At 59.8% G+C, this 12367-nt stretch carries 11 protein-coding genes; 5 read left to right on the top strand and 6 right to left on the bottom strand.

The annotated features are described in order from the left end of the window. Positions 1-51: 51 nt before the first annotated feature. On the bottom strand, positions 52-1686 hold the full coding sequence (locus tag AACY52_RS25835) for a methyl-accepting chemotaxis protein (RefSeq protein ID WP_339418933.1): 1635 nt from the start codon (positions 1684-1686) through the stop codon (positions 52-54). 220 nt (positions 1687-1906) lie between these two features. On the opposite strand from AACY52_RS25835, the gene AACY52_RS25830 reads away from it, so the two are divergent. Together AACY52_RS25830 and AACY52_RS25825 are read left to right on the top strand one after the other, a co-directional pair. Then, a complete protein-coding gene (locus AACY52_RS25830; protein WP_049708511.1) occupies positions 1907-2737 on the top strand; it encodes an undecaprenyl-diphosphate phosphatase in 831 nt (276 codons plus the stop codon). Beyond that, positions 2734-3117 carry a DUF1294 domain-containing protein gene (locus tag AACY52_RS25825; protein WP_065909282.1) on the top strand — a complete coding sequence of 128 codons (384 nt, stop codon included), beginning with the start codon at positions 2734-2736 and terminating at the stop codon, positions 3115-3117. The genes AACY52_RS25830 and AACY52_RS25825 overlap by 4 nt, the downstream gene beginning before the upstream one ends. A 502-nt stretch (positions 3118-3619) precedes the next feature. On the opposite strand, the gene AACY52_RS25820 is transcribed toward AACY52_RS25825, so the two are convergent. Continuing rightward, positions 3620-3976 (bottom strand): MmcQ/YjbR family DNA-binding protein, encoded by a 357-nt coding sequence (locus AACY52_RS25820; protein WP_339418935.1) that lies wholly within the window; start codon positions 3974-3976, stop codon positions 3620-3622. Then, positions 3973-4881 (bottom strand): LysR substrate-binding domain-containing protein, encoded by a 909-nt coding sequence (locus AACY52_RS25815; protein WP_339494533.1) that lies wholly within the window; start codon positions 4879-4881, stop codon positions 3973-3975. The genes AACY52_RS25820 and AACY52_RS25815 overlap by 4 nt, the downstream gene beginning before the upstream one ends. Before the next feature lie 124 nt (positions 4882-5005). Here AACY52_RS25815 and AACY52_RS25810 point away from each other — a divergent pair, with 124 nt between their 5' ends. After that, complete coding sequence (locus AACY52_RS25810; protein ID WP_339457247.1) at positions 5006-5617, top strand: FMN-dependent NADH-azoreductase; 612 nt, start codon at positions 5006-5008, stop codon at positions 5615-5617. Positions 5618-5857: 240 nt separating this feature from the next. Beyond that, positions 5858-6895 (top strand): dienelactone hydrolase, encoded by a 1038-nt coding sequence (locus tag AACY52_RS25805; RefSeq protein ID WP_339560962.1) that lies wholly within the window; start codon positions 5858-5860, stop codon positions 6893-6895. Here AACY52_RS25805 and AACY52_RS25800 read toward each other — a convergent pair. From AACY52_RS25800 to AACY52_RS25790, 3 genes are all read right to left on the bottom strand, one after another. Then, positions 6889-8064, bottom strand: a complete 1176-nt coding sequence (locus AACY52_RS25800) for an MFS transporter (protein WP_339418940.1) — start codon at positions 8062-8064, stop codon at positions 6889-6891. The two genes, AACY52_RS25805 and AACY52_RS25800, sit on opposite strands and share 7 nt — an antisense overlap. 224 nt (positions 8065-8288) lie before the next feature. After that, a complete protein-coding gene (locus AACY52_RS25795) occupies positions 8289-9875 on the bottom strand; it encodes an ABC-F family ATPase (RefSeq protein WP_339418942.1) in 1587 nt (528 codons plus the stop codon). Between the two features lie 142 nt (positions 9876-10017). After that, entirely contained in the window at positions 10018-11256 is a 1239-nt protein-coding gene (locus tag AACY52_RS25790) for an MFS transporter (RefSeq protein ID WP_339419082.1), read from the bottom strand. Positions 11257-11411: 155 nt separating this feature from the next. Here AACY52_RS25790 and AACY52_RS25785 point away from each other — a divergent pair, with 155 nt between their 5' ends. Then, a complete protein-coding gene (locus tag AACY52_RS25785) occupies positions 11412-12224 on the top strand; it encodes a class I SAM-dependent methyltransferase (RefSeq protein ID WP_339457251.1) in 813 nt (270 codons plus the stop codon). Positions 12225-12367 lie beyond the last annotated feature (143 nt).

The raw sequence follows: 12367 nt of genomic DNA, 5'->3' as shown, positions 1-12367 counted from the left end.
TTGGCGTAGGAATTGGCTTGTAGTGAGCGGGCTTGCCCGCTCACTACCGGACTAGACTTTGAACTGGCGCAAGAGTCCGTCGAGCTGATCGCTCAGGCTGCGCAAGTGCACACTTGCTACGCTCGACTGTTCCGCCGCCAACGCCGTGCTGTGGGACAAACCGGCGGCCTGGGTGACGTTCTGGTTGATGTCTTCCACCACATGCGCCTGCTGCAGCGTGGCGCTGGCAATCGAGGCATTCAGGCTGTTGAGGTTGTGCAGGGCCTGGCCGATGGCGGTCAGGCTGGCGCCGGCTTGGCCGGCTTGCTCGATGGTCAGTTGCGACGCGCTGTGGCTGTCGCTGATCACGTTGACCGCCGCTTCCGAGTGGCCTTGCAGGCGCTCGATCATGCCCTGGATCTCCGCCGTGGATTTTTGCGTGCGCTGAGCCAGCAGGCGTACTTCATCGGCCACCACCGCAAAGCCGCGGCCTTGCTCGCCAGCGCGTGCCGCTTCAATCGCCGCGTTCAAGGCCAGCAGATTGGTCTGGTCGGCGATGGAACGGATGACCTCGAGCACGCTGCCGATCTGGGTACTTTCAGCGGACAGGGTACGAATCACTTCCACGGCCTGGCTGATGGTGTTGGAGAGTTGGTCGATCTGTTGCAGGCTGCCGTCGATATTGACCTGGCCTTGCTGCGCCTGGGCCTGTGCATCGCGCATTTCGCTGGCGGCGTGTTCAGCGTTCTTGGCCACGTCCTGCACGCCGTAGGTGACTTCATTGATGGCGGTGGCCACCAGTTCCATCTGCTGGGACTGTTGCTGGCTGCGGTCATGGGCCTGGGTCGCATTGTTGCCCAGCTCCTGTGAGGACTGGCCCAGCGCGTTGGCGCATACCTGCAACTGGCTCACCACCTCGCGCAACTTGGCGGTGAAGTTGTTGAAGTGATGGGCCAATTGGGTGACTTCGTCCCGGCCGTGGGTGTCGAGGGTGCGGGTGAGGTCGCTTTCGCCGCTGGCAATGTTGCCCATGGCGTTCACCGCGTCCTGCAGCGGCCGCACAATGCTGCGGGCGATCAGTGAGACCAGCAACGCCATCACCAGCGCAATGCCGAGGCCGATAAACGAGGCTTTCCAGACCTGGGTGCTGAACTCGGCCTGCACATCATCCACGTACACACCGGAACCGATAATCCAGCCCCACGGCTGGAACAGTTGGATGTACGAAGTTTTCGGCACTGGTGCGTCGGCCCCAGGCTTGGGCCAGCGGTAGTTGACGATGCCGGCGCCCTTGGCCTTGGCCAGGATCACGAATTCGTTGAACACGGCAAACCCGTCAGGGTCACGAATGGCCGAAAGGTTCTGGCCATCGAGCTTGGGGTTGGCCGGGTGCATGATCATCACCGGCGTCAGGTCGTTGATCCAGAAATAGTCGTCATGGTCGTAGCGCAAGCCACGCACCACGCTCATGGCCTGTTTCTGGGCGGCTTCGCGGGTCATCACGCCAGTCGTCTCAAGGCTGTGATAAAACGTCAGAATCCCGTTGGCGGTCTGGACCACGTGTTGGGTTTGGAGGCGCTTGGCCTGGTACAGATCGTCATGGATCTGCTTGAGCATCAGCAAACCCAGGGCCAACAGCATCAGCACGGCGACTATCAGGATCAGCCAGAGGCGCCGGCTGATCGACATATTGCGCAAACTGTTCATCGTCCTGTCACTCCGGGCTTTTTATAATTGTGGGCGTTGCATCGACTTTTCCGCCTTGTCTGATAGGCTTTCGGCCTGTACTCGGAAAACCTGAGTACTGTCTGATTTTTCACAAGATTTTTGCAGATTGGGGGTTAAAGTCCAGCATCGTATCTTGTCGTCAGTGAACCATTAAAAAGATCAATGAGGCTTGCCATAGAGCAAGACCTTTGGGGGAAGCATGGATTTTTGGACCGCCATACAGGCATTGATTCTTGGCGTTGTGGAGGGGCTTACCGAGTTCCTGCCGATTTCCAGCACTGGCCACCAGATCATCGTCGCCGACTTGCTCGACTTTACCGGCGACCGTTTCAATGCGTTCAACATCATCATTCAGCTGGGCGCCATCCTCGCCGTGGTGTGGGAATTCCGTGGCAAGATTTTCGAAGTGGTCAGCGGCCTGCCGACCCAGCGCAAGGCCCAGCGGTTCACCGTCAACCTTTTGATCGCCTTCTTCCCGGCCGTGGTATTGGGGGTGATTTTCGCCGACCTGATTCATCACTACCTGTTCAACCCGATCACCGTGGCCACGGCGCTGGTGGTGGGCGGCGTCATCATGCTGTGGGCCGAGCGCCGCGAGCACGAAGTGCATGCCGAAACCGTCGATGACATCACCTGGAAAGACGCGCTCAAGGTGGGCCTGGCGCAGTGCCTGGCGATGATTCCGGGCACCTCGCGGTCCGGCTCGACCATTATCGGCGGCCTGTTGTTCGGCCTGTCGCGCAAGACCGCCACCGAGTTCTCGTTCTTCCTGGCGATGCCGACCATGGTGGGTGCGGCGGTGTATTCGGGCTACAAGTACCGTGACCTGTTCCAGCCTGCGGACTTGCCGGTGTTCGCCATCGGCTTTGTGACCTCGTTCATCTTCGCGATGATTGCGGTCAAGGGCTTGCTCAAATTCATCGCCAGCCACAGCTATGCAGCGTTTGCCTGGTACCGCATTGCGTTTGGCTTGTTGATCCTGGCGACTTGGCAATTCGGCTGGATCGACTGGGCCGCGGCCAAGGCATGATGATTCAGCACCCACGCTTGAAGGCAGCGCTCTTCGTGCTGCTGTGCGCGGCGCCGCTGTTGGGTTCGGTACTGGTGTGGCAGCGCGGCGAGACCGTGATCCCGCTGGCGGCCTATGGCGTGGTCAGCGTGATCGCGTTTTTCCTGTATTGGAGCGACAAGCGCAAGGCGCGCACCGACAGTTGGCGCACGCCGGAAAATATCCTGCATGCCGTGGAACTGGCGGGCGGTTGGCCGGGGGCGCTGATTGCCCAGCAGGTGTTCCGGCACAAGACGCGCAAGGTGTCTTATCAGGTGTTGTTTTGGGTGATTGTGTTGTTGCATCAGGTGTTTTGGCTTGACCAGATGTTTCTCGGCGGCACGTTGGTTTCAGTCCTATAGGCTTGGGTATCTACAGCTCTTTTGGTGCTGCGCCAGACCTGTGGCGAGGGAGCTTGCTCCCGTGGCGGCGGGGCATGCGGCGACTTTTATCTGGCGAGAAACGGTTCAAATGTGGGAGCTGGCTTGCCTGCGATGGCTATGTGTCGGGCGACTAGGATCGAGTGTATATCCGTTATTTAGATAACGGCCACTTAGGGTTTCGCTCTTACAGCGACTCACTTTTGGAAAGGCCCAAAAGTAAGCAAAAGGCCTTCGCCCCACCACTCGGTGTCTCGCCTAGGCTCGACATGCCCTCACTCCGGCTTGAATCCGTGGGCCGCCGCGATGAGCCATCCTTGGCCCAGCGCGGCTAACCCGGCGTCCTGTCGGGTTACCCACGGATTCAAGCCTGCGTTCGGCCAGCGTGGTTGACGGGGCGCCTGAGATCAAGATCAAAAGCTGAGCAGAGCAAATCAAAAGCAGAGCAACCGATAGTCACTTAGATAACTAGGGTGCTTTTGCGTCAATCACCCAGCAACAGCCCGACCTGCGTGCGTTTGGGCAACTTGCTGACCACCAACTGGTGTGAACGCTGCAACAAGCCACGCAGTTCATCAGCCCCAAGCGGGTAGGGCGTGTTCATGATGATCCACTGCGCGCGGGCCAGATACGGCGCCGGGTGGATGCCTGGGCGGTCCACATGGCCGAGGAACAGTTCCTTATCGACCTTGAACGCCAGCGATTCACCGCGCAGGTTCTGCAGGGCAAACATCTTGTTGCCGGCAATCGAGAACACACGCACACCGCCCCATTTATAGTCCTCCCGCGCACCGGGCAGGCTCAGGCAGAAGCTGGCGACGTGTTCTTCGGTCATCTTCATAGCAAGCGGTCTCCACAGCCTTTGAAGCCTTCTTCCAGGTAGTCGATCCAGGCCCGTATCGCCGGCAGCACGCCGCGCCGATGCGGGTAAACCGCTTGCAGCCAGCCGCCCGGCAATGACCATTGAGGCAACAATTGCACCAATCGGCCGTTGGACAACTCTTCTTCGCAATACATCATCGGTAACACGGTAAAACCCACGGCCATGATGGCGCTGGCTTTACGCACAATGAAATCTTCGATGCCCAGGCGGGCTTCCATCACCAGTTCGTGAGGGGTGCCCTGTGGGTCGAGGATACGTTGATGCACCATGCGGTCTGCCTCCAATGCACCGAGGATGGGCAGTTGCCTGAGGTCGTCGAGGCTGTTGACTCGACGCTCGCGCACGAGTTCGGGGCTGGCGACCAGCACGGTCTGGGCCTGGCGCAGGCGTTTGGTCACCAGTAGCGGGTCTTCATCACCGAGTTCACGCACGCGCAACGCCACGTCGATACCTTCAGCCACCAGGTCGACACGGCGATTGACCAGGGTCATTTCCAACTGCACCTGGGGGTGGGCAGCGAGAAAGCCCGCGACCAGCTCCGGCAGAATGTGCTGCGCCATGCCCACCGGGCAACTGACCCGCAGCCGACCACGGGGTTCGCTGGACATCCTGGCCACGGCCTCATCGGCCATTTCCGCTTCCAGCAGCATGGCCTGGCAGTGGCGCAGGTAGCGCTCGCCGACGGCGGTGAGGGTCAATTGGCGGGTGGTGCGTTGCAGCAGGCGCGCGCCCAGGCGTTCTTCCAGCTCAGCGATGCGCCGCGACAGCCGCGACTTGGGAATCCCCAGCAATCGCCCGGCCGCCGCGAAGCCACCGGCTTCCACGACTTTGGCGAAATAGTAGAGGTCGTTGAGGTCTTGCATGGTCAGCCTATTGTCCTGTGAGTGGGACGAACTATCGCATTTAAGCCGTCTTATCGGCTATTGGTTTCATGTGTAGGATCACCACCATCTGATCGCCCTTGACGATCCTAACCGGAGATCTCACATGAAACTTTTGCATATAGATTCCAGCATTCTCGGCGACAACTCGGCATCCCGTCAGCTCAGCGCGGGCGTGGTCAAGGCCTGGCAAGCGGCGGAGCCGGGTGTGGAAGTGACTTACCGCGACCTGGCCAGCGAAGCTATCAACCACTTCTCCGGCGCGACCCTGGGCGCCCTGGGCACTGCCGCTGAACAGCGAGATGCCGCGCAAAAGCACGAGGCCGACCTGAGCGCATCGTCGCTGGCTGAATTCCTCGCCGCCGATGCCTTGGTGATTGGTGCGCCGATGTACAACTTCACCATCCCGACTCAACTGAAAGCCTGGATCGACCGCATCGCCGTCGCCGGCCAGACTTTCCGCTACACCGAAGCCGGCCCGGAAGGCCTGTGCGGCAACAAGAAAGTCATCATCGTGTCCACGTCCGGTGGCTTGCACGCCGGGCAGGCGTCTGGCGCTGCCCATGAAGGTTATCTGAAACTCCTGTTTGGTTTCCTAGGTATCACTGACATTGAAATCGTACGGGCCGAAGGCTTGGCCTACGGCGATGACGCGCGTAGCAAATCTTTGAGCGACGCCAACGTACGCATCAACGAACAATTGTTCGCCGCCGCGTAAAGCTTATGTAAAACAGCGCCTTTCCCCGTTTCAATCTGAAGCGGCACGTCTAAACTCTGTATTCTGATCGCCTCGAAACGACCGGACTACGGAGTTTTTTCGTTTACCCGCTGTCATTACTCTGGCCCAGGTTATGCACGCATGGGTTTATCACCCGGTGCGAGCGCCTGAACCATGGATTTTTCAACCAGATATGCCGCGGATGTTGAACGTGGGCACACAGCAAAGGTGGCCATCCCCATGATGCGTCTTTGTGCTGTTATGGTTCTTTCCCTGCTCGGCAGCCTGGTTTCAGTGCACGCCGCCCCTGCGCCTCACCCCCATTGGAGTGTGGGTTTCCACCGCATGACTTTTCTCGACCCGGTGGACTTGCAGCCGATGAAAGCCATCGCGTTCTACCCGTCCACCGACGCTGAACACACCACGCCGTTGGGCGCCTATCACGTCGCGGCCTCCGAAGATTCCAAGATTTCCATTGGCCGATTTCCGATGTTGATGCTGTCCCACGGCAACACCGGCACACCTCTGGCCCTGCACGACCTGGCCACGTCGCTGGCGCGTAAAGGTTTTGTGGTGGTGGCGGTGCTGCATCCTGGCGACAACTACAAAGACCACAGTCGACTGGGCACGGTGAGCAACCTGTATGGCCGGCCGATTCAGATTTCTGAAGCGATCACTGCCACCCTGGGCGATCCGATGCTGTCGCCATTCGTTGACGTCGATCAGGTGGGCGTTATCGGTTACTCGGCCGGGGGTGAAACCGCGTTGATCCTGGCGGGTGCCAAGCCGGATTTCGACCGCCTGCGCCGTTACTGCCAGGAGCGCCCGGAGGATCGCGATGCTTGCACCACCAAAGGCGAATTGGTGGTGGACCGCGATGACCTGCAACCGCAATCCGACCTGCGCATTCACGCCTTGATGCTGATGGCGCCGTTGAGCCTGATGTTCGGCCGCCACACCCTTGCCGACGTGCATGTGCCGGTGCTGCTCTACAGTGGCGATGGCGACAAGTTGGTGGCCGTGGACAAGAACGCTGCCGCCCTGGCGCGCAAGCTGCCAGAGCCGCCCGACTTCAAGCTGCTGGCCGGGGCAGGGCACTTCGTGTTCATGGCGCCGTGTGACAGCGACCAATTGGCGGCGATGCCGGCGATTTGCACGGATGCTGACGGGGTCGACCGTGAAGGCATTCACCGTGACTTGATCTCTGAGGCGGGGCGTTTTTTCAGCCATACCCTCGGTCAATCCACCCGCGCCGGTATGCAAACGGCTGATCAGTAATCGCGGCGCATGAGCAACAGGGTCACGCCCAGGGCGGTGACCGACAACAGCGCGGCGCAGAAGAAGATCCAGCCGTAGCCGAGGTTCAAGGCCACGGCGCCCATCAACGGCCCGGCGATCGCGAGGGCCAAGTCAAAAAACACCGCATACGCACTCAGCCCCGCGCCACGGCTGCTGTTGGGCACCTGTTTGATGGCTTCCACCCCCAGCGCCGGGTACACCAGTGACAAGCCAAAGCCGGTCAGCCCGGCCCCAACCAACGCCACCGCGGTGGACGGTGCCAGCCAGAGCAGTGTAAGGCCGAGGGTTTCGATGGTCATGCAGGCAATCGCTGCCCGAAAGCCACCAAAACGGCTGATGGCGGCAATAAACACCAGCCGTGACAGGATGAAGCACGCGCCAAATACCGTGAGGCAGTACGCCGCGCCGACCCAACCTCGATTGAGGTAGTACAAGGTGATAAAGGTGGTGAGGGTGCCATAGCCAATCGATGCCAGGCACAGGCTGGCGCCAAACGGCGCGATACGCCCGAACACCGCCCAAAATGGCAGACGCTCGCCACGCACAACCGGCACCGACGGTTTGTTGCGGATCAGCGCCAGGCCCAGTGCCGCCAACACTGACAGCGCAATGCCGAGGCTGGTGTAGCCGTATTCGGCCACCATCACGACACCCAGCGGTGCACCAATGGCAATGGCACCGTAGGACGCGATCCCATTCCACGAAATCGACCGCGCGGTGTGTTCGGCACCGACCTGGCCCATGCACCAACTGATGGTGCCCACGCCGATCAACCCTTGGGCCACGCCCAACAACAGACGTGCGACGATCAGAATACCCAGGCTCAGCGACGGCAGGCTTTCCACCAGCGTCGCGAAAAACGTCAGCACGCCACTCACAAGAATCCCGGCCAGCCCCAACACAATTGCACGCTTGGTGCCGACGTTATCCGACATTCGCCCGGCCATGGGGCGGCTGAGCAGGGTGGCGAGATATTGCGAGCCGATCGTGATGCCGGCCACTACAGCGCTGAACCCAAGTTGCTCGTGTACATAGCCAGGTATGACCGCAATCGGCAGGCCAATGCAGATAAAGGCGATGAAGGTGTAGAAGACGATGGAGACGATCTGCAGGGTGATCGACAGGGAGTTGGGCGTGGCGGCAGACATGGGTACTCGTTCGCTGGCGGGCGGTAGGCGCATCATGGCAAGGGCCAGGGGCAAAGGAAAGCAGACTAACTACTTAAACAACATCCCTCCCGGAGCGAATAACCTGTGGCGAGGGAGCAAGCTGCCTCGCCACAAAAAGCGTGCTCATCTCAAGATGCAAAAAGCCCCGTCACACTGGACGGGGCTCTAACTTGCTGCTTGCAGCCGAAAACTAATCGCTGCTCTTAAAACACCACGCCTTGGCTGCGCAGGTAGTCGTCATAGGTGCCGCTGAAGTCGATCACGCCGGTGGCGCTCAACTCGATGATGCGGGTGGCCAGGGAGGATACGAACTCACGGTCGTGGCTGACGAAGACCAGCGTGCCTGGGTAGTTTTCCAGCGCCAGGTTCAGTGCCTCGATGGATTCCATGTCCAAGTGGTTGGTCGGTTCGTCCATGATCAGCACGTTCGGCTTTTGCAGGATCAGCTTGCCGAACAGCATACGGCCTTGCTCACCACCGGAAATCACCTTCACCGACTTCTGGATCTCGTCGTTGGAGAACAGCATGCGACCCAAGGTGCCACGGATCATTTGCTCGCCTTGAGTCCACTGGCCCATCCAGTCGAACAAGCTCATGTCGTCTTCGAAGTCATGGGCGTGGTCCTGAGCGTAGTAGCCCAGCTCAGCCGCGTCGGTCCACTTGATGCTACCGGCATCCGGCGTCAGCTCGTTGACCAGAGTACGCAGCAGCGTGGTCTTGCCGATACCGTTCGGACCGATGATCGCCACGCGCTCGCCCGCTTCAACCTGGAAGCTGAAGTCCTTGAACAGCGGTTTGCCATCGAAGCCTTTGGCCATGCGCTCGACAATGACCGCCTGGCGGTGCAGTTTTTTGTTCTGGTCGAAACGGATGAACGGGCTCACACGGCTCGAAGGCTTGACCTCGGCCAGTTGGATCTTGTCGATCGCCTTGGCGCGGGAGGTGGCTTGCTTGGCTTTCGAGGCGTTGGCCGAGAAGCGGCTGACGAAGGATTGCAGTTCGGAGATCTGCGCCTTCTTCTTGGCGTTGTCCGACAGCAGTTGCTCGCGGGACTGGGTCGCTACAGTCATGTACTCGTCGTAGTTGCCCGGGAACAGGCGCAGCTCGCCGTAGTCCAGGTCAGCCATGTGGGTGCACACGCTGTTCAGGAAGTGACGGTCGTGAGAGATGATGATCATCAGGCTGGAACGCTGGGTCAGGATGTTTTCCAGCCAGCGGATGGTGTTGATGTCCAAGTGGTTGGTCGGTTCGTCGAGCAACAGCACTTCAGGGTCGGAGAACAGCGCCTGGGCCAGCAATACGCGCAGTTTCCAGCCAGGGGACACTTCGCTCATCGGGCCGAAGTGCTGTTCCAGGGGAATGCCCAGGCCCAGCAGCAGCTCACCGGCGCGGGATTCGGCAGTGTAGCCGTCCATCTCGGCGAATTCGGTTTCCAGTTCGGCCACGGCCATGCCGTCTTCTTCGCTCATTTCCGGCAGCGAGTAGATACGATCGCGCTCGGCCTTGACCTTCCACAGTTCCTCGTGGCCCATGATCACGGTGTCGAGCACGGTGAATTCTTCGTAGGCGAACTGGTCCTGGCGCAGTTTACCCAAGCGCACGTTCGGCTCCAGCATGACCTGGCCGCCGGACGGATCGAGGTCGCCACCGAGGATTTTCATGAAGGTCGACTTGCCGCAACCGTTGGCACCGATCAAGCCATAACGGTTGCCTGCGCCGAACTTGACCGAGACGTTCTCGAAGAGCGGCTTGGCGCCGAACTGCATGGTGATGTTAGCTGTGGAGATCAATTACTTTACCTATCAATGGGTTGCGAGCGTGTCGGCAGGAGCCTTCAGGCATGCGTCAACAGCGACATCAAGGCGCGAAACCCGGTCGCTGAGCAGAAAATTTTGGATGTGTGTTGGAATTTGGCGCGTATTGTCGCATATGTCAGGCGACAGTTGTATGTCGAGCGAAGGATGGTTTCATCAACGTCTCCGGCATCGCCAGCCATAAGAGCGCCAGGGCCAGCGCTGCAACGCCGGCGAGTGTCAGGAACGCCGCGTTGTAGCCCGCTTGTTGCACCACGAAACCGGCCAGGCTGCTGCTCAGCGCCGCTCCCAGGCCGAACACGGTGGTGAGGGTGCCCAGGCTGACGTTGAAGCGGCCGGTGCCCTGGGTCAGGTCCTTGACGATCACCGGGAACAAAGCGCCGAAAATCCCTGCGCCGATGCCGTCGAGCATTTGCACCGCCACCAGCCAGTAAGGATCGCTGGACAGCGTGTAGAGCACACCGCGCAGCGGCAGGATCATGAAACCGGCCATCAGCAAGGGTTTGCGCCCCCAGATGTCGGCCTTGAGCCCGACCAGCCAGGCCATCGGCACCATCACCAATTGCGCGGCGACAATGCAGGCCGACGTCAGCGGCGTGGCCATTTGCAGGTTTATCTGTGAGAGCTTTTGGCTGACCAGCGGCAGCATGGCGGCATTGGCCAAGTGGAACAGGGCGCAACAGATGGCGAATAACAAAAGCGGGCGGTTCGCCAGCAATGCCTTGAGGCCGGAAGGTTGTTCATGATCGGTGTGATGCTCAGGATCGAAGCCGCGGGCAACGTCGTGGTCGATCGCTGCTGCCGACACGCAGCTCACGGCCAAAACACTGGCGACTGCCATAAACGCCATCAGGTAAAACACCACCACAGGACCAAACAGGTAGGCCAGACCACCAGCCAGCAATGCGGCCACGGCGTTGCCGGCGTGGTTGAAGGTTTCGTTGCGCCCTGTACGACGGGTGAAGGCGCGTGGCCCGGTAATGCCCAGGGAAATCGCGCTGATCGCCGGCGCGAACACCGACGCTGCAACAGCACTGGCGGCCTGGGTCAGCGCTACCAGGCCGAAAGAACTGACGAAAGGCAGCAGCACGCAACTGAGGGTCACTACGATGGCGGCCAGCGCAATCACCGCGCGCTTGCTGCGGGTGCGATCAATCAGCGCACCCGCCGGGCCCTGGGTGAGCAGCGCGGCGATACCTGCCAGGGTCATGACCACGCCGATACTGGCCGGGTCCCATTTATGCACGGCCAGCAGGTAGATAGCGAGGTAGGGGCCAAGGCCATCGCGGACGTCCGCCAGGAAGAAATTCAGGCTGTCCAGAGACAAGGCGTTACGCAGGTCAGACTGTGTGGCCATGGCTAGATCTTCGGAGGCGGCGTTCAAGGGCTGAGCGCTCATTGCGTTAATGACCCCCGGGCTTTGCGATAAGTTTCGCACGCTGCTCGGGGTTTTAATCCATGGGCACTTGGCTTATTTTCTGAGTCCCGCAGTACTGATTATCTGGAGATGCAATGGACATGCCCTCAGCGCAACAGGCGATTGCAAGCAACAAGGACGCCTGGGACCAATCTGCCAACCTGCATAAAACCAACGACACCTGGAACGCGTTGCTCAACAGCGTGGGTGACGCCGGTTTTTCTTGCCTGGACCCCACCCTTACCGGCTTGCTGCAAGACATCGGCGTAGCCGGCAAGGATGTGGTGCAACTGTGCTGCAACAACGGTCGTGAAACCTTGTCGTTGTTTGGCCTGGGCGCGCGCTCGGCGGTAGGCGTGGATCAATCACGGGCGTTTCTGCAGCAGGCCCGTGAACTGGCCAGTGTTTCGCCGCACAACCCCGAGTTCATCGAAAGCGATATCCATCACCTACCGCAGGATTTGCACCAACGCTTCGATATCGCCTTGGTGACTATCGGCGTGCTGGGTTGGATGCCGGATGTGGCGCTGTTCATGCGCCACGTCGCCAGCGCCTTGAAACCTGGCGGCACGCTGGTGATGTATGAAACCCATCCGTTCCTGGAGGTGTTTGATCCTCGGGCGCAAAACCCCTTCTTGCCAGCCAGCTCTTACTTCCAGCGCGAGCCCTTTGTGCTGCAGGAGTCAATTGTCTATGAAGGCCAGGGCGAAGTTGCCGGGCCAACGTCCTACTGGTACGTGCACACGTTGGGTGAGGTAGTAAATGCTGCGATCTGCGCGCAGTTACAGATCAGCGACCTGCAGGAATATCCCCACTCCAATCGCGAAGAGCTTTACGACAGATACGAACACCAGCCTGCGCAATTGCCGATGTGCTTTACCTTGACCGCCACCAAGTGTCCCGACTGAGACGACTTTTTCCAGTCAAAAAAAAGGTTCTTCACGGAATCACGGGAAAGACAGAAACAAGAACGCCGATTTGATGGATGATGTTCGTGCGAGCAAACACATCTAAAAAACCGGCGTTCTTATGCGTGATATTAATACTTTTC

Source organism: Pseudomonas sp. EA_65y_Pfl1_P113 (genome assembly GCF_963970525.1).
In the GTDB taxonomy this organism is placed as follows: Bacteria; Pseudomonadota; Gammaproteobacteria; order Pseudomonadales; family Pseudomonadaceae; genus Aquipseudomonas; species Aquipseudomonas tritici.
Note: the sequence above shows the minus strand (reverse complement) of the source record. Positions and strands in the feature narration are given on the sequence as shown.